The 25,706-nt window shown below is 63.7% G+C and carries 23 protein-coding genes; 14 read left to right on the top strand and 9 right to left on the bottom strand.

What is annotated here, in order from left to right:
• The first annotated feature begins 34 nt into the window (after positions 1–34).
• On the top strand, positions 35–1,486 hold the full coding sequence (locus P5W98_RS33530; RefSeq protein ID WP_421028711.1) for an MFS transporter: 1,452 nt from the start codon (positions 35–37) through the stop codon (positions 1,484–1,486).
• Between the two features lie 53 nt (positions 1,487–1,539).
• Here P5W98_RS33530 and P5W98_RS33525 read toward each other — a convergent pair whose 3' ends face one another.
• The 3 genes from P5W98_RS33525 to P5W98_RS33515 all read right to left on the bottom strand — a co-directional run bounded on the left by P5W98_RS33525 (position 1,540) and on the right by P5W98_RS33515 (position 5,028).
• Positions 1,540–2,952, bottom strand: a complete 1,413-nt coding sequence (locus P5W98_RS33525) for a discoidin domain-containing protein (RefSeq protein WP_421028710.1) — start codon at positions 2,950–2,952, stop codon at positions 1,540–1,542.
• Positions 2,953–3,067: 115 nt separating this feature from the next.
• Positions 3,068–4,252, bottom strand: a complete 1,185-nt coding sequence (locus tag P5W98_RS33520; protein WP_421028709.1) for a GGDEF domain-containing protein — start codon at positions 4,250–4,252, stop codon at positions 3,068–3,070.
• 329 nt (positions 4,253–4,581) lie between these two features.
• A complete protein-coding gene (locus P5W98_RS33515) occupies positions 4,582–5,028 on the bottom strand; it encodes a MarR family winged helix-turn-helix transcriptional regulator (RefSeq protein WP_421028708.1) in 447 nt (148 codons plus the stop codon).
• An 83-nt stretch (positions 5,029–5,111) separates the two neighbouring features.
• On the opposite strand from P5W98_RS33515, the gene P5W98_RS33510 reads away from it, so the two are divergent.
• Positions 5,112–5,477 (top strand): hypothetical protein, encoded by a 366-nt coding sequence (locus P5W98_RS33510; protein ID WP_421028707.1) that lies wholly within the window; start codon positions 5,112–5,114, stop codon positions 5,475–5,477.
• Between the two features lie 42 nt (positions 5,478–5,519).
• Positions 5,520–6,137 carry a glutathione S-transferase family protein gene (locus P5W98_RS33505; protein WP_421028706.1) on the top strand — a complete coding sequence of 206 codons (618 nt, stop codon included), beginning with the start codon at positions 5,520–5,522 and terminating at the stop codon, positions 6,135–6,137.
• A 74-nt stretch (positions 6,138–6,211) separates the two neighbouring features.
• Here P5W98_RS33505 and P5W98_RS33500 read toward each other — a convergent pair whose 3' ends face one another.
• A complete protein-coding gene (locus P5W98_RS33500) occupies positions 6,212–7,132 on the bottom strand; it encodes a 3-hydroxyacyl-CoA dehydrogenase family protein (protein ID WP_421028705.1) in 921 nt (306 codons plus the stop codon).
• Positions 7,133–7,386: 254 nt separating this feature from the next.
• Between P5W98_RS33500 and P5W98_RS33495 the strand changes: the two genes are divergently transcribed.
• The 3 genes from P5W98_RS33495 to P5W98_RS33485 all read left to right on the top strand — a co-directional run bounded on the left by P5W98_RS33495 (position 7,387) and on the right by P5W98_RS33485 (position 8,421).
• Complete coding sequence (locus P5W98_RS33495; protein ID WP_421028704.1) at positions 7,387–7,650, top strand: hypothetical protein; 264 nt, start codon at positions 7,387–7,389, stop codon at positions 7,648–7,650.
• Between the two features lie 122 nt (positions 7,651–7,772).
• Positions 7,773–8,186 (top strand): hypothetical protein, encoded by a 414-nt coding sequence (locus P5W98_RS33490; RefSeq protein ID WP_421028703.1) that lies wholly within the window; start codon positions 7,773–7,775, stop codon positions 8,184–8,186.
• A 31-nt stretch (positions 8,187–8,217) separates the two neighbouring features.
• Positions 8,218–8,421, top strand: a complete 204-nt coding sequence (locus P5W98_RS33485; protein ID WP_421028702.1) for a hypothetical protein — start codon at positions 8,218–8,220, stop codon at positions 8,419–8,421.
• Positions 8,422–8,535: 114 nt separating this feature from the next.
• On the opposite strand, the gene P5W98_RS33480 is transcribed toward P5W98_RS33485, so the two are convergent.
• On the bottom strand, positions 8,536–9,045 hold the full coding sequence (locus tag P5W98_RS33480) for a DUF1269 domain-containing protein (RefSeq protein WP_421028701.1): 510 nt from the start codon (positions 9,043–9,045) through the stop codon (positions 8,536–8,538).
• A gap of 191 nt (positions 9,046–9,236) precedes the next feature.
• Here P5W98_RS33480 and P5W98_RS33475 point away from each other — a divergent pair, with 191 nt between their 5' ends.
• From P5W98_RS33475 to P5W98_RS33440, 8 genes are all read left to right on the top strand, one after another.
• Positions 9,237–9,566, top strand: a complete 330-nt coding sequence (locus tag P5W98_RS33475) for a hypothetical protein (protein WP_421028700.1) — start codon at positions 9,237–9,239, stop codon at positions 9,564–9,566.
• Between the two features lie 65 nt (positions 9,567–9,631).
• Positions 9,632–10,729: a pyruvate dehydrogenase (acetyl-transferring) E1 component subunit alpha gene (gene pdhA, locus P5W98_RS33470; protein ID WP_421028699.1), complete on the top strand. Its 1,098-nt coding sequence runs from the start codon at positions 9,632–9,634 to the stop codon at positions 10,727–10,729.
• Positions 10,722–11,702, top strand: a complete 981-nt coding sequence (locus P5W98_RS33465) for an alpha-ketoacid dehydrogenase subunit beta (RefSeq protein ID WP_421028698.1) — start codon at positions 10,722–10,724, stop codon at positions 11,700–11,702. The genes pdhA and P5W98_RS33465 overlap by 8 nt, the downstream gene beginning before the upstream one ends.
• A 4-nt stretch (positions 11,703–11,706) precedes the next feature.
• The gene (locus tag P5W98_RS33460) at positions 11,707–12,831 is read left to right on the top strand and encodes a dihydrolipoamide acetyltransferase family protein (protein ID WP_421028697.1); all 1,125 of its coding nucleotides are present in this window, start codon (positions 11,707–11,709) and stop codon (positions 12,829–12,831) included.
• Positions 12,832–12,955: 124 nt separating this feature from the next.
• The gene (locus P5W98_RS33455) at positions 12,956–14,281 is read left to right on the top strand and encodes a protein kinase (protein ID WP_421028696.1); all 1,326 of its coding nucleotides are present in this window, start codon (positions 12,956–12,958) and stop codon (positions 14,279–14,281) included.
• A 166-nt stretch (positions 14,282–14,447) separates the two neighbouring features.
• Positions 14,448–15,749, top strand: a complete 1,302-nt coding sequence (locus P5W98_RS33450) for an ABC transporter substrate-binding protein (protein ID WP_421028695.1) — start codon at positions 14,448–14,450, stop codon at positions 15,747–15,749.
• On the top strand, positions 15,749–18,742 hold the full coding sequence (locus P5W98_RS33445; RefSeq protein ID WP_421028694.1) for a bifunctional diguanylate cyclase/phosphodiesterase: 2,994 nt from the start codon (positions 15,749–15,751) through the stop codon (positions 18,740–18,742). Before P5W98_RS33450 ends, P5W98_RS33445 begins: the two co-directional genes overlap by 1 nt.
• A 19-nt stretch (positions 18,743–18,761) precedes the next feature.
• Entirely contained in the window at positions 18,762–19,178 is a 417-nt protein-coding gene (locus P5W98_RS33440; RefSeq protein WP_421028693.1) for a cupin domain-containing protein, read from the top strand.
• 180 nt (positions 19,179–19,358) lie between these two features.
• Here P5W98_RS33440 and P5W98_RS33435 read toward each other — a convergent pair whose 3' ends face one another.
• From P5W98_RS33435 to P5W98_RS33420, 4 genes are all read right to left on the bottom strand, one after another.
• Positions 19,359–20,753 carry an amino acid permease gene (locus tag P5W98_RS33435; RefSeq protein ID WP_421028692.1) on the bottom strand — a complete coding sequence of 465 codons (1,395 nt, stop codon included), beginning with the start codon at positions 20,751–20,753 and terminating at the stop codon, positions 19,359–19,361.
• A gap of 154 nt (positions 20,754–20,907) precedes the next feature.
• Positions 20,908–22,470 carry a histidine ammonia-lyase gene (gene hutH, locus P5W98_RS33430; RefSeq protein WP_421028691.1) on the bottom strand — a complete coding sequence of 521 codons (1,563 nt, stop codon included), beginning with the start codon at positions 22,468–22,470 and terminating at the stop codon, positions 20,908–20,910.
• A gap of 419 nt (positions 22,471–22,889) precedes the next feature.
• Positions 22,890–24,281: an FAD-binding oxidoreductase gene (locus P5W98_RS33425; RefSeq protein WP_421028690.1), complete on the bottom strand. Its 1,392-nt coding sequence runs from the start codon at positions 24,279–24,281 to the stop codon at positions 22,890–22,892.
• A gap of 56 nt (positions 24,282–24,337) precedes the next feature.
• The gene (locus P5W98_RS33420; protein ID WP_421028689.1) at positions 24,338–25,651 is read right to left on the bottom strand and encodes an MFS transporter; all 1,314 of its coding nucleotides are present in this window, start codon (positions 25,649–25,651) and stop codon (positions 24,338–24,340) included.
• Between the last annotated feature and the right edge of the window lie 55 nt (positions 25,652–25,706).

Below are 25,706 nucleotides of genomic sequence, written 5' to 3'. Positions count from 1 at the left end.
CGCGAGATACAGCGACCCGAGACCTGCCTGCGCGATGCACACGACCGAAACGCAATCCATCGTCGAAACCAACCTTCCCGCACGCCTCGACCGCCTGCCGTGGGGGCATTTTCATGTGCTGATCGTGGTGGCGCTGGGCGTCACGTGGCTGCTGGACGGGCTCGAAGTGACGCTCGCGGGCGCCGTGGCGAGCGCGCTGAAGACGAGCCCGGTGCTCCATTTCGACAACACTCAGGTCGGGATTGCCGGCAGCGCCTATATTGCCGGCGCGGTGTGCGGCGCGTTGGGCTTCGGCTGGCTCACGGACCGGCTGGGGCGGCGCAAGCTCTTTTTCATCACGCTCACGGTCTATCTGGCCGCCACCGCCGCCACGGCATTCTCGTGGAGCTTCGCAAGCTTTGTAGTGTTTCGCGCGCTCACGGGCGCGGGCATCGGCGGCGAGTACGCGGCGATCAATTCGACCATTCAGGAATTCACGCCCGCGCGCGTGCGCGGCTGGACCGACCTCGGCATCAACGGCACATTCTGGGTGGGCGCGGGCATTGGCGCGGCGGGCTCGCTGATCGTGCTGGAGCCGCATCTGCTGCCGCCCGACTGGGGCTGGCGCGTGTGTTTCTTCATCGGCGCGGTGCTCGCGCTCGTGATCCTGCCGATGCGCGCATGGATACCGGAAAGCCCGCGCTGGCTGCTCACGCACGGCGAGCACGACGAAGCGCGCGCCATCGTCGAGACCATCGAGGCACGCTTCCGGAAGACGGGGCATGTGCTTGGCGATCCTCCGGGAAAGCCGCTGCGGCTGCGCGCGCAAAGCCATACGCCGCTCTCAACCGTGCTGCACGCGATCTTCGTGCAGCACCGCCGCCGCGCGGCGGTCGGGCTTTCGCTGATGACGGCCCAGGCATTTTTCTACAATGCGATCTTCTTTACCTACGCGCTGGTGCTCACGGACTTCTACCACGTGCCGGGCGGCGACGTGGGCCTTTACCTGCTGCCGTTCGCGCTCGGCAATTTTCTTGGGCCGCTCCTGCTGGGGCGGCTGTTCGACGTGATCGGACGCCGCAAGATGATCGCCACGACGTACGCGCTCTCGGGCCTGTTGCTGACGGGAAGCGGCTATCTATTCGCGCAAGGGATGCTGACCGTCATGACGCAAACCCTCGCGTGGATGGTGATTTTCTTCTTCGCATCGGCGGCGGCAAGTTCCGCCTATCTGACCGTGAGCGAATCCTTCCCGCTCGAAATCCGCGCGCTGGCGATTGCGGTGTTCTACGCGTTCGGCACCGCGCTGGGCGGAATTGTCGGGCCGGCTTTCTTCGGACATCTGATCGATACGCATCAGCGCGGCGCGGTGTTCACGGGCTACCTCGTGGGGTCCGCGCTGATGGTGGGCGCGGCGCTGGTTGCCGCGGTGTGGGGCGCGGACGCCGAGCGCAAGTCGCTGGAGCACGTGGCCGCGCCGCTTTCTGCGGTGCCGGACGAGCCGTGAGTGGGTGGCAGCCAATCAACCATTCACGGCCCGCTGGCGCGCGGAGGCCTGACTCAGGATCCCCACACCTGCATTTCGTCGAGCGAATAGCCCCACTGTGTTGCGCGCTTAGTGCCGTACATCCGCACATAGCGGCCCTGGCCGTTGAGATTCGATAGCTTGACGTGGCCGTAGGCGACACCGTTGGTCGTCGAGTAGAGCGTGGTCCAGTTGACGTTGTCGCTCGAGGTCTGGATTTGATACACGCTGGCGCCCGCATCCCAATACAGGTCGACGCCGCTGATGCTCTTCACCGCGCCCAGATCCACGGAGATCCATTGGGGATCGACGCCCGCGCCTTCGGGCGAGTCCCAGCGCGTGCTGGTCGTGTTGCCGTCGAAGGCCTTGTCGGGCGTGAGCGACGTGTTGTAGCTGGCCGACGCGCTGGCGGAATGCCCCTGCGAAAGCAGCGCGGTCTGGCTCGCGGCCGGGCCGCCGTAATAGTTCGACCCTAGCTTGGCCTTGGTGGAGTCAGCGTTCACGCCGAACTGCGTGAGGCTCCAGCGCTGGCCCGTGGTCACGTCGGCCATGTAGAGCTGATAGCCGCCAGCCGTCGTCGACGAGAAGAACAGGTAGTTCGTGCCGTTCACCGGGGCCGGGTCGGAGTTGTTGCTGATGCAGTCGTTGAGCGACAGCTGGTTCGGCGTCGAAGCCGGGTCCGACGTCTTCTCGTAGATCTGGTCGAGACCGCCGGTGTCCTTCCAGCGCGCGTAGAACACGTTGCCGTCCGCGCGCACGATCGGATAGTAGGTTTGCAGCGAAGGCGGATGATCGAATACGGCCGTGACGCCGGTGGCGATCGTGCGCTTCATGAGCCCCATGTTCGCGCCCGTGCCGGTCGCGTAGTAGACGGCGCTTGCATCAGGCGCGAGATAGGGCATCGAATACTCGGCGCCAGAGGGGGCGTTGGTCAGGCTCACGATCGACGTGAAGGCCGGACCCGCGCTCGTGTACGAAAGCGTGGCCTGCTTGACGTCGCCGTTCTGCTTGAACACGAGGGTCTTGCCGTCCTTGCTGAATTTCGGATCTTCATTGCGCGTGGCGCCCGTGCTGTTCGTCATGTTCACCGGCGGGTTGCTGGTGCCGAGCTGATACATGAACACATTCCACGCGTTGTTGGTCACGCCCATGAAGGCGATCCACTTGCCGTCGGGGCTGAACACGGCGTTCATCGGGTCCTTGATGCCCCACGAGGCCTTGCTGAGCTGCGTGAGCGAGCGTGCCGAAAAATCGTAGAGAAAGATCTGGCTCGTGCCGTCGCCATATGTCACGTAGCTGTGATAGACGAGCTTGCCCGTGAGCGTGGCGGGAAACGAACCGTCGGGCTGGGCGGCGGGGTTGGTGACGCAAGCTGCACCGGCGGCGCCGGCAAACACATTGAGGGCGACGCCGGTCATCAGGCCGGCAACGAGGTTCTTCACTTTCACAATCAGTTATCCTTATCAAACGGAACTGGGTAATGCGCAGGGCCTTGCTGCGAGTTTGAAAAAACTCGCGAGGGTTTGCAGGCTGTCTGCTGACTGGAGGCGCTTGCGGTACTCGCTAGGCAAGCGCCTCGGTTGGACCAATCTCCCGGTCCTTCGGGCTGAACCGGTAGCCGCCGCCCGAACGCTTGGCGTCGTACATGGCCTGGTCGGCTCGTACGACGAGATCGGCAAGCGTTTCGCTCGCCGCTTCACGGATTGCAATGCCGATGCTCAGGCCCACAAAGCCGAACTCGCGCGCAAGCGGGGCTACCGCCGCAATCAGCCTGGCGCAAAGCTGATCGACATCCGTGCGGTTGGCGAGACCCGGCGCGATCAGCACGAATTCGTCGCCGCCCACGCGCGCGAGCAGGTCGCCGGAGCGCTTCACTTGCCGCAGCCGCTCCGAAACACGGCGCAGCAGCGCGTCGCCGCTTGCATGTCCCTGGGTGTCGTTGATGAGCTTGAAGCCATCGAGATCCATGAACAGTGCGGTGACAGGGGCGTGCGCCCTTGCCGCGTGGCCTTCGAGCGCGCGAAGCTGAAGATCCAGATCGCGGCGGTTCGGCAAGCCGGTGAGCGCGTCGCGCAACGCGGCGCGCGTCATGCGCTCCGCGCCGCGCACGACACCGGTGAACGCCTTTCTTTGCATGACGGTGGTGTACGCCAGCAGCGCGAGGACGCCCAGCAGTAAACCGGCGAATGCGTAGCCCGCGCGCTCGACGCGGAAGGTTTCGTCGCGCAGCGCCGCCGCGCCTTTGGCGTCGCAATCGGCGGCGATCGCGCTGACGCTTTCGCGCAGCCGGTCCATCGCCGCCTTGCCGGCATTGGTCTTGACCACGGCGAGTGCGCGCTTATGCTGGCCGCTGCGCTCGAGCTGCACGGTCAAGGCCAGTTCAGCGAGCTTTTCGTCCATGTCGTCGCGCACGTTCCGTAGCGCGGCAACCTGCTCGGGGCCACGAATCAAACCGGAGAGCCGGGCGAGCGCGTCGAGCGCCGCCGCCTTGCCGCGCACATAGGGCGCCAGATATTGTTCGTCCGCGGTCAGAAGAAATCCGCGCTGCCCGCTCTCCGCGTCTTTCATGCCGCTGAGCAAGGCGTTGCTGGTACTCACGAGCAGGGCCGCGCGGTTTTGCGCGCGGGCATCGGCGACAACCGCGCTTGCCTGCCAGGCAGAAGCCACGGCGCTGGCAAGGAGGGCGGCGACGATGCTTCCATAGACCAGCAGCGAGCGGCGCCGCTCCGCAACAATGGCTCTTCGCACCTCGATCACCGTCCGCCCCCCATGTCGCTGGCGGAAATACTCCGCTTCAGCATTGCGAACCCAGTCTATCTTTCTGTATGAACATCAATTGGGGGATTAGAGGTAATTCGTGCCGGCATCTCACTCATTTGACCGCGCGCGGTAGCTCTTGCCGATCGTTTCGCTGATTTGCGTTGGCATATGAAAATGCGGGTCGGAAACGCAAATTTCTACCTGCCACCGCGGCCAGAATTATAACGTCTGCGGAAAGCCTTTCCGGCTAACGAGGGGAGAAATCAGGCGCAATAAAGTTGATTTGTCAACGAATTGCGTAGTCATGCATAATGAGTTTATGAAAGCGCACGCAACTGTTTGCGCAGCCGGTCGACCTCTGCAGAGGAGAACGGTTGCTCGATCTCGGCGTGCGTGCGCTGCCACACGGGGAATGCTTCGGCGAGCAGGCGTTCGCCTTCGGGTGTCAGGCTGAGCAGGCGGCTGCGTTTGTCGTCCGGGTCTTGTTCGATGCTGACGAGGCCGCGGCGCTCCAGGGGTTTAAGCGCAGCCGTGAGCGTGGTGCGGTCCATGGCCAGCAGCGCGGACACATCCTTGATGGCTGGTGGATGCGGCCGGTTGAGCGACATCAGCAGCGAGAACTGACCATTCGTGAGGTCGAGCGGGCGCAACGCTTCGTCAAAAATGCGCGCGAGGTTGCGCGCCGCGCGCTGCATGTGCAGACACAGGCAGCAATCGCGCACCATGAGCGTGGTTTCGAAAGGGATTTTCTTTGCGCGTGACATGTTGCAATTATGTTGATATCAACCTATATTGTCAAGGCCGGATGAGCAACATCCCGTTGCTCGCAATAGCAGACGGAGGACGCATGAGCGACCAGAAATTGTTTCTCGCCGTTTTTCTCGGCAGTCACGACAACCCGCGCGCGCAGGCGTGGTGGGCTCTTCCCGAAGACGAGCGGCACGCCCGCGAGCGCGAGGGCATCGCGGCATGGAAGGGGTGGGTGGAGCAGCACAAGGCGGACATCGTCGAACTCGGCGGACCGCTCGGCAAGACCAAACGCATTGGCCCGGACGGCATCAAGGACACCACCAATGCGCTAACAGGCTTCACGGTCGTGCGCAGCGCTTCCATCGACGAGGCCATGAAGCTGTTCGAAGGCCATCCGCATTTCACGATCTTTCCCGGGGATGCGGTCGAGGTGATGCCGGTGCTGCCGATTCCTCCGGGCTGAACCGCGCAGGCGCTTTTCGACGGATTACTTTGGAGAATCGTGATGAAGCTTTACGGATTTGGTGGAACCCGTTCGCAGCGTGCGCTATGGGGTCTCAAGGAAGTCGACGCAGATTTCGAGTTCATATCGGTCAATTTGCTCGAAGGCGAGCATAAGCGGCCGGAATTCCTGCGCGTCAATCCGGCCGGCAAGGTCCCGGTGCTGATCGACGGCGACCGGGTCATTCCCGAATCGGCGGCGATCGTGCTGTACCTCGCGGACAAATATCCGGAGAAAGGCTTGATGCCGGCCGATCTGGACGCGCGGGCGCAGGCTTATCGCTGGATCCTGTTTGCGGTGACGGAACTCGAGCAGCCCCTGTGGCGCATCACGAAGCACTCGATGCTTTATCCGGCGGACAAGCGCCTGCCCGCCGATATCGAGTTGGCACGCGACGAATTCGCAGCCATGGCGGCGGTGCTCGAAAAGCATCTGGAAACACGCGCATTCATCGTGGGGGACCGGCTCACGGCGGCCGATTGCGTGACCGTGTACCTGATGGACTGGGCCAACGAATTCCAGATGCTCGGTGGTTTTCCGCGTTTGCAGGCCTATCTGGAGCGGCTCTATGCACGCTCCGAAGCGCCGCCGCGCATTGCCGACGCCCGCAAGGCGGCATGAGCCCGATCGATTGAGCCGGACTGGCGGCTCGATCGATCACTCGATTGGCCATTCAATCGCAGCGCAATCACAGTTCAATCGCCCGCGATCAGCTTGCGCCGCGCCGCCTTCACGCGGGCGAGATGCGCCTCGTCCCAGTCGTAAAAGCCCGCGCCGCTGCGCGCGCCAACGCGTCCGGCGGCCACCTGCTCGCGCAGCAGATCGATCACGTCTTCGTCCTTTGCGAGCGCGGGCATGAGATGCGAAGCGATATCGACGAAGGTATCGAGGCCGCCCATGTCCGCGCTTTCGAGCGGCCCGACGATGCCCCAGCGGCGGCCAAGCGACGCCTTCATCACGCGATCGACCACGTCGGGGCTCGCTGCGCCCGAGCGCACGATGTTGAGCGCCTCGCGCAGCACGGCGAATTGCAGACGGTTGCCGACGAAGCCGGGAATCGACTTGGCGAGCACGACGGGCTCCATGCCGATCGCGCGCATGAGCGTCTCGGTGCGCGCCGTGACCTCGCGCGCGGTCGCGCGGCCCGGCACCACCTCGACGAGCGGAATCATATGAGGCGGGTTCCAGAAATGGGCGATCACGAAGCGCTCGGGCGCGGGCAGGGGGCCGGCTAGCAAATCGGGTTCGAAGCCGCTCGTATTGCTCCCCAGAATCGCATCGGCGGCTAGCACGGCGCCGAGCCGCGCATAGAGCCGGTGCTTGAGGTCGAGCACTTCGGGCACCGCTTCGAAAACGAACTGTGCCTGCGCCATGGCGTCGAGCTGCCCCGTGGTTTCGATGCGCGCGAGCGCGGCTGCACGCTCGGCGGCATCGATGCGCCCGGCGTCGATGAGTTCGTCGAGCACGGCCTCGGCCTTCGCCGCCACGCTCGCGAGCCGGGCGGGATCGACGTCATGCACGATCGTGCGCAGGCCATGCAGCGCACATTGCGTCGCAATGCCGACGCCCATCAGCCCCGTGCCGACCACGCCCGCCACCGTCACCGTTCTTTCCATGCCTACTGGCCTCCTTGCCAGGTCCTTGTCGAAACGGCAAGCATAGCGCGTTGCGTTTCGCCTCCGGGTGCAGATGGGCAATCGTTGGCGTGCGAGGCAAGCGGCACATCTGCAAACACATCTGCAAACGTCTGAATTTTGACGCGGATGCATGATGGCAACTTTGGCCGAACAATGGCAATGTGTCGGCTAAGATTGGATTCACCTTGTCACCGTGCCACGACATTCGCGCCCGCCGCGCCGAGGAGATGAACATGGCTGACCACGACTTTGCCGAGTTTTCCTGGGATGAACAGGCGGACGTCAAGGCGATTCTTCTAAGCCGAGGGTTCGAACTCGGTGAATTCAGGATCACGGATAAGGAAAGCGATTCTGCTGGCGCCGGGAAGGCGGTAATCCGGCAGGTTTCGGTGACACGTATAGTCAACGGCAAGACGGAGATCTACGACACCGACCATTTCGCTCCGTGGATCACCGATTTCGATGAGGCGCTTCAGGCCGGGAAGTTCGACGATTGAGATTGCCGCCGTGTGCGATCGGCAAATCGGCGAGGGTTATTTTTTGGCGGGTTTTTCGCGTTTCCTCGTATTCCGGCGCAATATAAAGCATGTGGCAACCGTTGAAGACGACGGAGGCGGACATGGCCATCCCCACGCGGCTAGAGTTGCTTTGCCGATTGTTTATCGGACTTTTTGTGGGTTTCTTTTGTGTAACGACAGCCCTTTTTGTCCGATATAAATCGATGCATCCGCTCCCGCAGGTCGCCGCGGTGCAGTCGAGCGGTGCCTCGCCTGCCTTGCCGCGCGGCACCGCGATCATGTCGTTCTCCGCGGCCACCCAATCCAGTCGTTCAGCGCCGCCGCTGAAATCCGCGCAAATGACGCTCATTGCGTCGTCCAGTTCCACTGTCGTGACGTTCATTGCGGCGCTGGTGGTCAACTTGATGAGCTGGCGCAGCAGGCAACGCGGGCAGCCAGGCAAAGACGGCGCGCGTCCACCGGATGCTCATCACGGAGATGCGCGCAAGCGGGTCCGGGATGGCAGGAACGGGTAGTGCTTATTCGATCTTTTTCCACGGAGGTCACATGAACGCTAGCAACAACGCCGACGTGCGCGCATTCGTGCACACCGCCGAGCGCACTGGCGGCTGGGTATGGGTTATCTCGCTGGTCGACTTCGCCGCGCGAGACGTGCGCCGCGTACTGGTATCCGACGAAACCTATGTCAATCAACGCGCGGCGAAAGACGCGGGTGATGCGCGTCTCACCGCGCTGGCACAAGACCAGTAGTTGCGCGGGCAGCTATCGCGTTTCGCATGTTTCGCGGGTTTCGCGCATTCCGTGACATTCCGGAATCCGGCCTCTGCATGATTTGCGCGGCCGCGCGAAGACTCGGCCACGCGCTCATGGGAATATCGGCGTGGTCGGTTCGGCGCCTTCCGGATCGGCTCTGGGGACATGCTTTGCGACCGTCTGCGCAATTTCCTCCTCGCGCGCGGCGGGCACATCGGCCATGATCAGGAATTGCCCGTTGCGGATCGCTTCGCGAAAGCGCTGGAGCCGGGCGTTCGGTTCGTCCACGCCGATCATGGCGGCGGTCCACGCGCCGAAGCTCGCGCCCGCCAACGTCAACGTCACGACCGCTCCGCCGCCGATGACCAGTCCGGCCGGCGGAAAAACCAGCGCCGCGAGACCCACAATGGCGCCGGCCGCGCCGCCTAGCGCCACGCCGCGTTCGAGCGCGTGCACGACGTCGCTGCTTTGCAGCAACGAGGCGCCCGGCAATTGATCGAGCTGGACGGTGTGATTCGCGAGAACGTGCAGATGCCGCCACGTAATCCGCGCCAGCAGCAAGTCGTCCACGACGGCTTTCGCCGTGGGTATGTCAGGTGCCAGGAAGTAAAGACGTCTCATGTTGGCTCCCCTTTGATCAAGCGGTGTTCGCCGCAGGGTAAGCATTGATGGTACGCCTGCTGCAGCGAAGTGGCGTGCCGCTTTTTTCAGCGATCGTGTGGATGAAATGGCAAGTCGGCGCGCAATTGCGTCATGGCCGTGTACGATAGAAGCCGTAATGCCGTGCAGTTCCAATCAGCGCAGGTGCCCTCATGATTTCAACCTCTCGCGAATCTCACGACGCCGATGCCGAGGCATTGGCCACGCTGGCCGAATATCTCGAGCTTCTGCTCGACAAGGGCAAGAGCCTGATTCTGGTTCGAAGCCAGGCGGAAAGCAGCGACGTGTTCCTCGGCGACGCGGGCGAGCCCGAAGAGGACTGGACACGGTACGGGAAAATCCGCAATGCCGTGGCGAGCGCGGTGCTGGGCGTGACAAGTTCGGGGTTCAATGAACTCACCATTGGCGGGCAGACTTATCGCTTCGTGCGGGCATTCACCGAGGTTTCCCATCGGGGCGCGGTGGTTTTCAGCGCTGCGTAAAATCTTCGTCACAGCACACCCGCGCGATAAGACCTACGATATTTGAAAACACCAAGGAGGCCGTCATGACCACGGCTGCCAGTTTTCAAATCGGCTACACGCAGTACCTCGGGCACGACGGCGAACCCGTTCATCCACTGCCGCCCTTCGCAAGCGACCCCGCCGCGCTGTTGCCGCTCTATCGCGCCATGGTGCTCACCAGGGCGTTCGATACCAAGGCCGTGGCCCTGCAACGTACGGGCCAGCTCGGCACCTTTGCTTCGTCGTTGGGCCAGGAGGCGATCGGCGTGGGCGTGGCCAGCGCGATGCGGCCCGAAGACGTGCTGTTTCCCTCCTATCGCGATCACGCTGCGCAATTGCTGCGCGGCGTCACCATGACCGAAAGCCTGCTTTATTGGGGCGGCGACGAGCGGGGCAGTGACTTTGCCGGGCCGCGCTTCGACTTTCCCAATTGCGTGCCGATCGGCACCCAGGTTTGTCATGCGGCGGGCGCGGCTTATGCTTTCCTGCTTCGGCAAGAGCCGCGTGTGGCCGTCACGATTTTTGGCGACGGCGCCACTTCCAAAGGCGATTTTTACGAGGCGATGAATTTCGCGGGCGCGTGGCGCGCGCCGCTCGTGCTCGTCATCAATAACAACCAGTGGGCGATTTCGCTGCCGCGCAGCCAGCAGAGCGCCGCACAAACGCTCGCGCAAAAAGCCATCGCCGCCGGCATCGACGGCGTGCAGGTCGATGGCAACGATGTGATTGCCGTGCACCAGGTGGTGGGGGCGGCGCTAGCGAAGGCGCGGCGCGGCGAGGGCCCGACGTTGATCGAGGCGCTCAGCTATCGCCTCGGCGATCACACGACCGCAGACGACGCCACGCGCTACCGCGACGCCGAGGTGCTCAGCCAGCAATGGGAACACGAGCCGCTGCGCCGCCTGCGCGCTTACCTCATGCGCATGAACGTGCTGGACAAGGCGCAAGACGAGCAGTTCGGCAAAACTTGTCACGAGCAGGTCGAGCAGGCGGTTGCGGCGTATCTCGCGGTTGCGCCGCCCGAGGTGGCGTCGATGTTCGACCATCTCTACCAGGTGCTGCCGCGCGCCATGCATGAGCAACTTTCGATGGCGCAGCGGTTTGCACCGGCGGGTCCGGCCACGGAGAACGATCATGGCTGATCTGAACATGGTCGAGGCGATCAATCTGGCGCTCGCGTGGGCGCTCGGGCATGACCCGGACGTGGTGCTGCTCGGCGAGGACATCGGCGTGAACGGGGGCGTGTTTCGCGCCACGGCGGGCTTGCAGTCACGCTTTGGCGCGCAGCGCGTGATCGATACGCCGCTTGCGGAAACGGCGATCGGCGGCGCGGCGGTCGGCATGGCTGCAATGGGCTTGAAGCCCGTCGCGGAGATTCAGTTCAGCGGCTTCATCTACCCCGCGATCGATCATCTGCTCAATCATGCGTCGCGTTTGCGGCACCGGACGCGCGGCAGGCTGGCGTGTCCGCTCGTGGTGCGCTCGCCGAGCGGCGCAGGCATCCATGCGCCCGAACATCACTCCGAAAGCCCCGAAGCGTTGTTCGCGCACATACCGGGCTTGCGCGTGGTGACCCCTTCGTCGCCCGCGCGCGCTTACGGCCTGCTGCTCGCGGCGATTCGCGATCCGGACCCGGTGATCTTCTTCGAGCCCACGCGCCTTTATCGTCTCTTCAGGCAGTCGGTGGAGGACAACGGCGAGGCGCTGCCGCTCGACTGCTGCTACGTGCTGCGCGACGGTGCGGACATTACGCTGGTTGGTTGGGGCGGTGCGCTGCAGGAAGCGCTGGCGGCGGCCGACCTGCTGGCGCTCGAAGGCGTGAGTGCGGAGGTGATCGACGTGGCCACGCTCAAGCCGCTCGACATGGACACCATTCTTGCTTCGGTATCCAAAACAGGCCGCTGCGTAATCGTGCACGAAGGTTCGCGCACGGGCGGCGTGGGTGCCGAAATTGCCGCCGGCATTGCGGAGCGCGGTCTTTATTCGCTGCTGGCGCCGGTGCAGCGCGTCACGGGATACGATGTGGTGGTTCCGCTCTATCGGCTCGAAAGCCACTATATGCCCGGCACGGCGCGCATCGTCGCGGCGGCGCGGCAAGCGCTGGAGGCGCAGTGAAGCCATGAAAATCTTCAAGCTGCCCGATCTGGGCGAAGGCCTCCAGGAAGCGGAAATCGTCGAATGGCACGTCAAGAGCGGCGACGAGATTCTCGCGGATCAGCCGCTCGTCTCGGTCGAGACGGCCAAGGCGATTGTCGAGATTCCGTCGCCGCAAGCGGGGCGCGTCGCGAAGCTGTTCGGCAAGCCGGGCGACATCGTGCACCTGGGCGCGCCGCTATGTGCGTTCGAAGGCGATGGCGCGGGCGCCGAGGATGCCGATGCGGGCACCGTGGTCGGCCACATGGAGGTGGGCCGGCAAACGGTGCAGGAGGCGGCCGCCGCGCTCGGCAGTGGCGCGGGAGCGGGGCATGGGGCGATCAAGGCGATGCCCGCGGTGCGCGCGCTGGCACGCAAGCTCGATGTCGATCTGGCGATGGTGACGCCGTCCGGCCCCGAAGGCGTCATCACGGCGGCCGATGTGCAACGCGCGGCGCGGCTGCTCGCCGAACTCGGTCCGCCCGAAGTGCTGCGCGGCGTGCGGCGGGCGATGGCGCAGAACATGGCGCGCGCGCAGAACGAGGTGGCGGCCGCCACCGTCATCGACGATGCCGACATCCATGCATGGCCGCCGCACACCGATGTCACGATCCGTCTGGTTCGTGCGCTGGTGGCCGGGTGCCGTGCGGAGCCGGGATTGAATGCCTGGTTCGACGCGAAGATGGAGCGGCGCCATGTGCTCGCGAAAATCGATCTCGGCATTGCCGTCGATTTGCCCGAGGGCCTGTTCGTGCCGGTGCTGCGCGACGTCGCGCAGCGCGACGCGGCGGACTTGCGCGCCGGACTCGACCGCATGCGCGCCGATATCCGGGCGCGCAAGATTCCGCCCGAGGAAATGCGCGGCAATACGATCACGTTATCGAACTTCGGCATGATTGCCGGCAAATATGCGGCGCCCGTGGTGGTGCCGCCCACGGTGGCGATCCTCGGCGCGGGACGCATGCACGATCAGGTCGTGGCGCACGAGGGCGCGCCCGCCGTACACCGGATCTTGCCGCTGAGCCTGACGTTCGATCATCGGGTGGTCACCGGCGGAGAGGCGGCGCGCTTTCTGGCCGCCGTCATCAAGGATCTGGAAATGGCGCAATGAGTGGCGCAATGCCCAGCGCGAAGGGCCGCACTTCGGCGCACTCCCGTTAGAATTGCGCACGACCGGCGCCGCGTTGCGCGCCGGCGCTTTCCGAATTCCTTGCCATGGCCGGTTCATTCCACGCGTGACGACCTCCACCCTCGAACAACTGCGCGCGGGCCAGCTCGCCGGCGCACGACAGATCAAGCTCGCCTGCGGGCTGACCAAATTTCCGCGCGAAATTTTCGAGCTTGCCGATACGCTCGAAGTGCTCGACCTTTCCGGCAATGCACTGAGCGCGCTGCCCGACGATTTGCCGAGGCTGCGCAAGCTGCGCATTCTGTTTGCCTCGAACAATCCGTTCACGGCGTTGCCGGACATGCTGGGCGACTGTGCCTCGGTGAGCATGGTCGGCTTCAAGTCGAACCAGATCCGGCACGTGCCGGCGAGTGCGCTGCCGCCGCAATTGCGCTGGTTGATTTTGACCGACAACGCCATCGAGACACTGCCGCAGGAATTGGGCGAGCGTGCGAATCTGCAGAAACTGATGCTCGCCGGCAACCGGCTGCGCGCGCTGCCGGAAACCATGGCCGGATTGCGCTGCCTCGAACTGCTGCGGATCTCCGCGAATCGACTGGATGCGTTGCCGGACTGGCTGCTGCGCCTGCCGCGGCTCGCGTGGCTCGCCTATGCCGGCAACCCGCTGAATGCCGCGCGCGAGCGCACGGCGCTGGCTGGCGCGCCGGTGCCCGATATCGACTGGCATACGCTTGCGCTCGGGCAGACGCTGGGCGAGGGCGCATCGGGCGTGATTCATCGCGCGACGCGTCTTTTGCAGGACGGCCATCCGTCCGGCGCCGTTGCGGTAAAGCTGTTCAAGGGCGCGGTAACGAGCGATGGCTTGCCGGACCTCGAAATGGCGGCTTGCCTGCAAGCCGGGCAGCATCCCAATCTGATTCCGGTGCTGGGCAAGATCACGGGGCATCCGCTCGACGAGCATGGTCTCGCGATGGCGCTGATCGACCCGGCGTTCGGCAATCTCGCGGGGCCGCCGAGCCTGGACTCATGCACGCGCGACGTGTATGCAAACGATGTGTCGTTCACCCGGTCAGCCGCATTGCGGATCGCGCGAGGGATTGCTTCCGCGGCGCGGCACTTGCACCGGCGCGGGATCATGCATGGCGATCTTTACGCACACAACATCCTTCATGACGGCGCGGGCCACGCGTTACTCGGCGACTTCGGCGCAGCATCGTTTCATGAAACGGACGATCCGGCACGGGCGCAGGCGTTCGAGCGGATCGAGGTGCGCGCGTTCGGCTGCCTGCTCCAAGAGCTTGCACAACGCGTAGCCCCGGTTTCCACCGATGGCGCGGCCGGATTCGACTCGCTGATAGCGGATTGTCTGAACGAGCACGTCGACGTGCGGCCATTGTTCGATGAGATTCTCAATCGCTTGAACGCACTTTGATTACCCGTTGAAGGCGATTCGAATGACGCTGCATGGCAATTGTCACGATTGCAGCGAGTAAATTAAAGGATCGATTTTTCCCGCCGATAGACAGATGAGGCATCATTGTGAACCGGCCCGGCTTCCGATGAAGTGCCATCCTCATCAATCTGAAAGCGAGCCTTGCATGGGACGAGCCAAGCTCTTCTGGTGGTGGCGATACGGTTTGACTGGCCTGGCTGTCCTGCTTCTCTTTTCCGGCTGCCACGCGCACAAAGATGCTACGCCAGCCACGCCTCCTGCCGCCCGGACCACCATCACCGCTTTGGTGTGGGCGCCCGACTGGCCGCAGGAAATGCTTCAGATTGCCGCCGAATTCAGCAAGCTCAATCCCGACGTGCGCGTGGACGTCCAGTTCATGATCGGCAATTCGGTCGAGGAAAATATCAAGCCGCGCGTGGCGGCGGGCACGCTGCCCGATTTCGTGAGCGTCAATCCCAACGGCTACTCGGCCGAACTCGCGGACCAGGGCGTTCTTGCTGATTTACGGCGGACCGGCGCGTGGAATAACATGCTGGCTCCCCTCAAGGCGGATTGGACCAGCCGCCGCGGTAAGGGGTTTGGCATTTCGGGCGGCGTTGCGACGACCATGATCTATTACAACCGGGAAATGTTCGCAAAGGCCGGCATCACCCAGGCGCCGACCGACTTCGATGCTTTCCTGCGGATGTGCGCGCAACTCAAGCGGGCGGGCTTCACGCCCATCATGTGGAGCGGCGGATTTCCGAATATGCTCGGCAACGGGCCCTTTGCTTCGGGTTTTGCCAACGACGTAGTGGCCAACGAGGCGGACTGGCGCAACAAAATGGCTGACGGCACGCTGAATCTCGACACCCCGGCGGTGGCGGACATCTTCGCCAAGATGGCTTTGATTCCCGAACGCGGATACGTTCAGCCCGCCTTCATGACGACGGGCTACGACGAAGGCATCCGGCTCTTCAAGGAGGGCAAGGTGGCAATGGCTTTCGAAGGCAGTTGGTCGGCTGGCTCGATGCTGCACGGTAACGCCTTTCGGACCGGCGTATTCGTGCCGCCGTGGAATGCGCGCGGCGCGCAGGTCGTGCCGGTGCTCGGCAGCGAAACCGGGTTTGCCGTGTGCGAAACGCCGCGCAAGGCCGCAGCCGTGCGCTTTCTGGAATTCATGGCGGGCCCGGGCTTCCTGATTCTGCAAAAGAAACGGCATAACATTTCACCGTTCCGCGAAAATGCCGGCACCGCGGTGAGCGACCCGGTGATCGTCGATTACACCAACGCGGTCCGCCGCTATCCCGTCACGGCGAGTCCGTATTATTCGTCGCTGCCGTCGAATACCATCGAATACGTGCATGGGCTCATGCAGGATGTGCTGCTTCACAAGATCACACCAGGGCAAGCCGCGAAGCGACTGGACCGGTCGGTCAAGAACGAAGCGAAAATGCAATACAAATAATGAACTTGATCCCCGCTCCGCTACGACCCGCATTCGACTACCTCTCGCAGGATCTGCTTCGTCGCGTCGAGATCCGTCACCGGCTCATGGCGGCGTTCGTGCTGCTGTGCCTGCTGCCCGTGATCATTTCGGGCTGCATCTCGTACGTGAAATCGGTCGCGGCGATCAAGGAGAATGCCGAGGTCCTTTCGCGCGAAGTGGTCGAGCAGGTCTCCAAGAACGTGCGCATGCGCATGGAGCAGATCGAGACCGAGAGCAGGCTGCTCGTGGTGTCGAGCCGGCTGCAAGGTGCGCTTGCCGGCGCGGCGAGCGCCGGGCGCGGCAGCGAGGCACGCGAAGACATCGCGCGCCTGCTGCTCGAACATTTCGGTTCGGTGGATTTCATCAACCAGAAATATCTGCTCGACAAGAACAATCGCATTCTCGACACGCAGGCGTTCGCGCAATTGACGCGCGGCGTCACCAGCCTCGTCGAGCGCGCCGGGGCCCAGAACGAACGCACTTACTGGGGCAGCTACGATAACGGCGTCGGCGAGCAAAACCTGGGTGTGGTCACCGGGATCTTCGACAAGAGCAACGACCGGAAAATCGGCAATCTGGTTCTGGTGGTGAGACCGCAGTACTTCTCCACGATCTTCAGCAACGTGGCTTCGCGAAGCGGCATGGAGATCTGCATTCTCGATGCAGATAGCAAAGCCGTCATTATCCGCGCCGACGATGCCACAGTTCACGGCGATAAGCCATGGGTGTCCGGCCTGCCAGGGCGCATCGAAGCCAACGGGCCAGCAGGCGATGCAAGCCGCTTCCTGAGCGTGCCGGGCATTCAGGGCGAGCGCTACCTCGTCGCCTATACGCGCATTCCCGGCACAAGCTGGCTCGTGGTGAGCACGATTGCGGAAACGAGCCTGACGACCGAGGCGCGCGCGGTGCGCAACCAGATCGTGCTGGTGGGCATCTCGGGTTTTCTGCTTTCGCTCTTTCTGGCGTATTTCATTTCGCGCAGCATTTCGGAGCCGCTCAGCAAGCTGGTGCGCAAGATGCACGATGCCGGCGACGATGCGGGCGTGCCGTTCGAGGACGGCGCGCCGACGGGAACAGCGGCGCGGGGGCAGGACGAGCTCGCGAGGCTCGAATTGCGCTTCGAGCGAATGCGCGGCGCGATCGGCCAGAAAATACAGAAGATCAACGAGATCAACGCCTCGCTCGAACAGACCATTGTCGAGCGCACGGCCGAACTCGTGGCGCGCGAGCGCGAGTCGCGCACCTTGATCGAAAATTCGCCGGATACCATTACCCGTTACGATCGCGACGTTCGCCGCATTTATGCGAATCCTGCGTTTTGCGCGTCGTCCGGGAGCCGTCTTGTCGAGGCGCTCGGCAAGCGGCCATCGGAACTCCCTGGCGGCCCCAACGCGCTCATTTACGAAAGGAAGATCCGCGAAGTCATTGCCAGCGGGAAAAGCGCGCAATTCGAGCTGAGATGGATCGGCAAGGAAGGCGCCGAGCAATGCTCGCATATTCGCATCACGCCGGAAATCGACCTCTTTGGCGAGGTGAATTCGGTGATGGCTGTCGGGCGCGACCTCTCGGACCGCATGGCGTTCGAGGCGACAATCTGGCGGCAGGCCAATTTCGACGCGCTCACGGGCTTGCCGAACCGCCAGATGTTCCATGAGCGTCTCGAGCATGAAGCGCAGCGCTCACGCCGCTCGGGCCGGCGCATGGCGCTGATGCTGATCGACCTCGACCGCTTCAAGGAGGTCAACGACTCGCTCGGACATGACACGGGCGACGTGCTGCTGGTGGAGGCGGCTCGGCGCATCAACGCGTACGTGCGCGAAACGGACACGGTGGCGCGCCTGGGCGGCGACGAGTTCACGGTCATTCTCCCGGAACTCGACGACGATGAGCAGGTAGAGCGGATCGCGCGAACGATCAATGCGGGCCTGGCCTTGCCATTCAAGCTTGGTGCGGACGAAGAATTCATTTCCGCGAGCATCGGCATTACGTTTTATCCCGACGATGCCGGCGAACTCGACATGCTGTTCAAGAACGCCGACCAGGCCATGTACGCGTCCAAGAACGCTGGACGCAATCGCTTCTGCTACTTCACGCCCGCCATGCGCGTGGAGGCGGAAAGACGCTTGCGGCTCACGAGCGATTTGCGCGCCGCCTTGCCGGAAAATCAGTTTCAACTCTTCTACCAGCCGATCATCGAACTGGCGACCGGCACGGTGTGCAAAGCCGAGGCGCTGATCCGCTGGTTCCATCCGGTGCGCGGCATGATCAGCCCGCTCGAATTCATTCCGCTGGCCGAAGACACGGGATTGATCGTGCCGATAGGCGACTGGGTATTCCTGCAGGCGATGCAGCACGCGCGGCGTTGGCGCGAGCGGTATCACGGCGCGTTTCAGGTGAGCGTGAACGTGTCTCCGGTGCAGGTCCGCCAGGACAGCATGCAATGTGCGCGATGGTCCGAATATCTCGCGCGCGAAGGCGCGGCCGGCGGCAGCGTTGCCGTGGAGATCACCGAGGGCCTGCTATTGCAGTCGGAATCGAATATCGATGAAAAGCTGCGGACCTTGCGCCGTGCCGGCATCGGCATTTCGATCGACGATTTCGGCACGGGCTATTCGTCGCTGGCTTATCTCCAGCGCTTCGAAATTGATTATCTAAAGATCGACCGGTCGTTCGTGCAGAACTTGAGCGTGAACGCAGATAATCAGGCGCTTTGCGAAGCGATGGTGGTGCTCGCGCACAAGCTCGGTATTCAGGTGATTGCCGAGGGCGTGGAGACGGCGGAGCAAGAGGCGTTTCTTAAAGCGGTGGGATGCGACTTCGCTCAGGGCTTTCTTTATTCGAAACCCGTGCCACCCGAGCAGTTCGAGGCGTGGGCCTGGCGGCCCGACGCTGAACTGGCGGACGAAAACCGGGGCGGCCAGGAAAGCGACCAGGAGCGCGGTCGGACCGAAACGCAGGAGAATTCGGGCTGAACGATGCAGAGGGCACATCATGCAACGCGATTCGAATGACGCACAGGCCGCTGTGGTTACGGTTCATCCCGCAAGGGAACTCGCCACGACTCAGCGCTTGCCTTACTTCGTCGGCATTTCCTCCACGACGGCCGGAGCGAAGGGATTGTCGATGCATCTGGTCGTCATCCCGCCCGGCGCGCACGCCGAGCCGCATAGTCATTGCGGCTACGAAACCGGCATTTACGTGCTCGAGGGCAGCGTCGAGACGCGCTATGGCCCGGGGCTGCGTCAGTCGGTAATCACCGAAGCCGGCGATTTTCTGTTCATTCCGCCCGATGTGCCGCATCAGCCGTTCAATTTGAGTGCGACGACGCCCGCAAGGGCAATCGTCGCGCGCAATCATCCGGAGGAACAGGAGCAGGTCGTGCCGTACGATCCGACTCGCGACGAATGAGGGCACCAGGCCGTTGCGCGTCACACATCGGCTGCGGGAGCCTTGCGGACCTGTACTGGAAGCGCCGTTCGGCCTCGTCCAGCGAAGTACCGGGCTGGAATCATGGTGAAATAAAAAATGCGCCCCGTATCCGGATATGCCAGATACGGGGCGCATTGCAATACCGTCTGCAATAACGCGTTAGCTCTGCTTCACCAGCTCGCGTTTTTCCTCGCTGGAAGCGGGCTCGCCATTGAGCTTGCTGCACGCCCACCAGCCCACGGTCATCAGCGCGATCCAGCCGATGCCGACGAACAGGGCAATGCGCGTGTCCTGCTCGTAGCCCAGAATGCCGATCACGAAAATCATGAACGCGATCGCCACGGCGGGGCCGACGGGCCACAGCGGCACCTTGAATTTCAGCGCGCGCACTTCGTCGCTCGACAGACGCCGGCGCATGGCCACCTGCGAAAGCAGGATCATCAGCCAGACCCATACCGTGGCGAACGTCGCGATCGAAGCGATGATCAGGAAGATCTGGTCAGGGATCAGATAGTTGAGCAGCACGCCGCCAAGCAGCGCCACGCCCATCACGAGCACCGTCACCCAGGGCGCGCCTGCACGCGACGTGATCGCGAAGACGCGCGGCGCCTGGCCTTGCGCGGCCATGCCGTACATCATGCGGCACGCGCCGAAGATGTCACTATTGATCGCCGAAACCGCTGCGGAAATCACGACCACGTTCAGGATCGTCGCCGCGGACTTGATGCCGAGTCCCGAGAAGATCTGCACGAACGGGCTGCCCTGGCCGTCGATCTTGCTCCACGGGAACACCGCCATCAGCACCACCATGGTGAGCACGTAGAACAGCAGGATACGCACCGGCACCGCGTTGATCGCGCGCGGCAGGACCACTTCGGGATTCTTCGCCTCGCCGCTCGTGATGCCTATGATCTCGACCCCGCCATACGCGAACATCACCACCGCGAGCGAGGCGATCAGGCCGCCCACGCCGTGCGGCGCGAAACCGCCGTGGGTCCAGAGATTCGAGAGCCCGTGCGCCTGCTCGCCATTCATGCTGATGCCCAGCACGAGAATGGCGGCGCCGCCGATGATCATCGCGCCAATGGCGAGGATCTTCGCGAGTGCGAGCCAGAACTCCATTTCGCCGAAGATCTTCACATTGCACAGATTGAGGCCGCAAATCAGCAGCACGATTGCCAGCACCCAGATCCATTGCGGCACGTGCGGAAACCAGAAGGCCATGTAGATGCCGAAGGCCGTGACGTCCGCAAGGCCCACGATGATCATTTCGAGGATATAGGTCCAGCCGGTGAGAAAGCCGGCGAGCGGGCCGAGGTAGTCGCCGGCGTAGCGGCTGAACGAGCCCGATATCGGATTGCGCACGGACATCTCACCGAGCGCGCGCATGACCATATAGACCGCTGCGCCGCCGAAGATATAGGCGAGGATGACCGCCGGGCCTGCGAGCTGGATCGCGGATGCCGATCCGTAGAATAGTCCCGTGCCGATGGCCGAACCGATTGCGAGGAACCGGATGTGGCGGGCGCCGAGATTACGTTGAAGATTTTCCAATGTCTCTTTCCTTGAGCGGGCCGGCCCCGGTGGCTGGCGCCAACCTGGCTAACCGCCGGCCCGCTTCGTCTTCTCCTGGACACGGCCGCAGAGGATCACCGGGAATTGCTCGGGATTCCTCAGGGCCGTGCGTGCTTGATACGCGATGCGGCCTTTACAGGCTCGGCAGCGTGGCGGCGGGCAGCAGTGCGCTCAGGTGGCGCTGGGCAATCAACGCGCTCGCTGCTTCGATATCGGGCGCGAAGTAGCGGTCCTTCTCGTAGAACGGCACATCCTTGCGCAGGATATAGCGTGCGGTTTCCAGGGCGTCGGTGGTCTTCAGGCCTTCGCGGAAGTCCAGCCCCTGGCACGCGCCAAGCCATTCGATCGCGAGAATGCCCTTGACGTTGTCGGCCATTTCCCAGAGACGGCGACCGGCATTGGGCGCCATCGACACGTGGTCTTCCTGGTTGGCCGAGGTCGGCAGACTGTCGACGCTGGCGGGGTGGGCGAGCGCCTTGTTGTCCGAGGCGAGCGCCGCGGCCGTCACCTGGGCGATCATGAAGCCCGAATTCACGCCACCGTTCGCCACGAGGAACGCGGGCAATTGTGACATGTGCTTGTCCATCATCAGCGAGACGCGGCGTTCGCTGAGCGAGCCGATCTCCGCAATCGCGAGCGCGAGATTGTCGGCGGCCATCGCAACGGGTTCGGCGTGGAAGTTGCCGCCCGAAATGACGTCGCCTTCCTCCGGGAACACGAGCGGGTTGTCCGACACCGCGTTCGATTCCACTTCGAGCACTTCAGCGGCGTTGCGGATCTGCGTGAGGCACGCGCCCATGACTTGCGGCTGGCAGCGCAGCGAATACGGGTCCTGGACCTTTTCGCAGTTCGCGTGCGATGCGCCCACCGGGCTCGATGCGCCCAGCAGGTGGCGATACACCGCGGCAGCGTCGATCTGGCCGCGCTGGCCGCGCGCGGCGTGAATGCGCGGATCGAACGGTGCGCGCGAGCCGAGCATGGCTTCCACGCTCAGCGCGCCGCACACGCTGGCGGCGGCGTAGAGGTCTTCGGCAAGGAACAGGCCCTTGAGCGCGTAGGCGGTCGAGGCTTGCGTGCCGTTCAGGAGCGCGAGACCTTCCTTCGCGGCGAGGCTGAGCGGCTCGAGACCGGCGATCTTGAGCGCTTCGCGCGCCGGCATCCAGCGGCCGTCGTGGCGCGCCTCACCTTCGCCCAGCAGCACGAGCGACATGTGCGCGAGCGGCGCGAGGTCGCCCGAAGCGCCCACCGAACCCTTCACGGGAATGCGCGGATACACCTCGGCGTTCACGAGCGCGATGAGCGCGTCGATCACCGAGCGGCGGATGCCCGAAATCCCGCGTGCGAGGCTGTTGATCTTGAGCACCATGATCAGGCGCACGAGCGCATCGTCCAGCGCTTGGCCCACGCCTGCGGCGTGCGAGAGCACCAGCGAGCGCTGGAGATTTTCGAGGTCTTCGCGCGCGATGCGCGTCGAAGCGAGCAGACCGAAGCCGGTGTTGATGCCATAGGCCGTGCGGTCTTCCGCGATGATCTGCTCGACGCAGGCCACGCTGCGCTCGATGGCCTCATTGGCGCTGGCGTCGAGCGAGAGTCGCACGGGGTTCTGATGCACGGTGCGCAACTGCGGGAGCGTGAGCGTTCCGGGGGTGATGCACAGCGCCGTAACTTGATGGGTATCCTGGCAACGCGAAGTCACGGACTTCCTCCACATAGAAAATTGATCGCTAAGGCAAGTAGGTTTACTGCCACGCTCGAAGCATATTGTATAGACAACTTTGCGGATATGAGGGTTTACGCAAAGGTGATTTGTAGCCGAATTTGCGGGGATTTCTTGCGGCTTACTCGGCGTAAGCCTGCTTGAAGTTGTCTAATCAATACAAATTGGGGGCGGAGCGAAAGGCCGCGAGCGATAAAGCCCCGGCTTGCGGCGCGCGTTCTGTTCGGATTGATTCCTGGCCCTCGATCAGGCCATGGGACGAATCGGAGTGCGTTAGATCGGATTCGGCGGCGCGTTCTCAGGGAGAGCCGCGTTGCTGACCGCTAGATGGGTTTTCCACTGAAGCGCGAAAAACAGAGCAATCGAACGTCGCCCCGATCAAGGCAGCACTATTGCAGTCAAGGAATGACTCGACCGCCATTCAGAATGGAAGCTGGGTCGATAACGCTCTTGATCTTGCGCATGAGATCGAGTTCTGCTTCGGAGCGCGTCAGACCGATGAAGGTGCGTTTGACCACGCCAATGCCGTGTTCCGCCGATATGCATCCCCCTGCATCGCGCACGGCTTCATAAACGAGTGCCTCGACTTCGAGCAGCGCGGCTTCGCCGGCAAACGGGCCGCTCAGGACATGCAGATTGCCGTCGCCGAGATGGCCAAAAAACAGATGACGCTGCTCAGGAAAGCGCTCGCGAAGGCGCGCACGCAGCGTCGCGACGCAGTGCTCCATTTCGTCCATCGGCACGCCCACGTCGAATGCCGCGTGCGGGCGCGTAGCGGCGAGCAATTCGCCGACCGATTCGCGTGCGGCCCACAGCTGCTTTGCTTGCTCGATCGATTGCGCGACGACCACATCGTCGATCACTCCGGTTTCCAGCATGTCGCCGAGCGCGCTTTCGAGCGCGCGTTGCGCGTCATCATCGGCGTCACCGAGCGTTTCGACCAGCGCATAGATCGGATAACGCGTCGAAAACGGCGACTTCAGGCGCGCTACCTCGCACGCCGCCGCCAGGAAGTCGTCCCACATGAGTTCAAAGGATGAGAGGCCTGGCAGGCGCATGCGCAGCGCCTTTAGCAGCCGCGCGGCGGCGTCGAACGATCCCAGGGCGCAGAGCGCCGTCTGCGCGGCGGCGGGCTTCGGTTCGAGCTTGAGCACGAGCCGCGTGATCACGCCGAGCAAGCCTTCCGATCCGATGAACAACTGCTTGAGGTCGATGCCCGTCGTATTCTTTGTCACGCGATTGAGCATCGAAAGCACGGTGCCGTCGGGCAGCGCGACTTCGAGGCCCAGGATGCGCTCGCGCATGGTCCCGAAACGCACGACGCGATTGCCGCCCGCATTGGTCGCCGCGTTGCCGCCGAGCTGACACGAGCCGCGCGCGCCGAGATCGAGCGGGAAGAACCAACCGTCGGCTTCCACCTGCGTTTGCAGTTGCTCGAGCACGACTCCGGCCTGCACCGTCACGGTGCCGCCCGTCGTATCGAACGCCTCGATGGCGTTCAGGCGCGCAAGCGAGAGCGCGACCTCACCGGCCTGCGGCGTGGCCGCGCCGGCAAGGCCGGTCAGGCCGCCTTGCACGGCCACCGGCTGGCCGTAGCGGGCAAGCACCGCTAGTGCGCGGGCAACCTCTTCGGGAGTGCGCGGCAGAATCACGAGCGACGGCGCGCAGCGCGGCGCGTCGCTCCAGTCGGCGGCGTGCGCGTCGGCGATTGTCGGGTCGGCGCTCACGCGCTCGGCGCCAATGGCGTTCGCGAGTGCGTCGTGCAGGGAGATGGTGGGCGAAGCGTGCATGGGTTCGGATGGCGATCGTTTAATCGGGAGCGGGAGGGAAGTGCGTGCAGGGCGTCTCAGTTGGCATGGCTCACGCGCTCGACCTTGCCGCCGAGTCGCTTTAGCGCGAGACCGGCGACGAGCCCGATGCACGCAATCGCCGTCATGTAGATGCCAGGCGCAATGGGGCCGATGCGATGCAGCAGGTCGGTGACGACGAGCGGCGTAATGCCGGTAAAGACCACTGTCGCGAGATTGAGCGAGAGCGCGATGCCGGAGAAGCGCACGTTCGTGGGGAACAGGTCCGCGAGCAAAAACGCGTATGTTCCGTTCACGAAGCCGCCGACGAAGCCGATTACGGCGAACATCGTGAAAGGATCGATTGCGTGCGCGGCAACGAGGCGATAAAACGGATAGCTGCCCGCAAGCATGATGAGCGCGCCCGCGCGATGGACGAGACGCGGCGCAATGCGGTCGCCGAGCCACGCGCACACGAGCAGCGACGCCGACATCGTTGCGATACCAACGTTCTGCGCCGCGCTCGCGAGCGGCGCCGCCACGTGCAGCACAGTCGTGAGATACGAAGGCAGCACGACGAACAGTAAGCTGTTGGCGGCATTCACGATACCCGCCACCCCCACGCCCGCCACGATGTGCCACGGCCACGCGCGCAGGACCGTGCGGAACGGCCGCCTGGACTTGTGGCTGCGCAGGCGCTGGAATTCCGTCGATTCCTCGAGCGAGGTGCGCAGCCAGTAGGACAGCAGGCCGATCAGACCGCCGAAGATGAACGCGATGCGCCAGCCATAAGTCACGACGTCGGCGGCATCGAGGGTGGCATGGAGCGCGAGGCTCATCAGCGTAGCCGTCAGCACTCCAGAATTCAGGCAGAACACGACGAGTCCGCCCACGAGGCTCGCGCGCTGCGGTATCTCTTCGACGACGTAGGTGATCGAGCAGGGCAGCTCGCCCGCGAGAAAGAAGCCTTGCGCGAGACGCAGCAGCACCAGCAGCACGGGTGCGAATACGCCAATGCTCGCGTAGCCCGGAATCAGGCCGATGCCGATCGTCGAAGCGGACATGGCGAGCACGGAGACGAGAAAGATCACGCGCCGCCCGAAGCGGTCGCCGAGGCTCGCGAGCACGATGCCGCCAAGCGGACGCGAAACGTACCCGATCGCAAACACGCCGAAAGCGCTGATGAGCGAGGCAAGCGGATCGGCGGCCGGAAAGAACTGCCGCGCAATCTCGCGTGCGAATACGCCGTAGATGATGAAGTCGTAGATTTCGAGCGAGCCGCCGAGGCTCGCGAGTATCACCGTCTTCCATTTGCGCCTCAGGCCGTCGCGAGCGGCCGGCGCGGCCACGGTGGTGTGTTGGGCTGGGTGCATCGTCGTCTCCGGTCTGTTTTGTCGTTGTGGTCTATGCAGGCGCGCTGTGTGCCTC

This window comes from Paraburkholderia sp. A1BS-2L (assembly GCF_051125205.1).
Lineage (GTDB): Bacteria > Pseudomonadota > Gammaproteobacteria > Burkholderiales > Burkholderiaceae > Paraburkholderia.
Note: the sequence above shows the minus strand (reverse complement) of the source record. Positions and strands in the feature narration are given on the sequence as shown.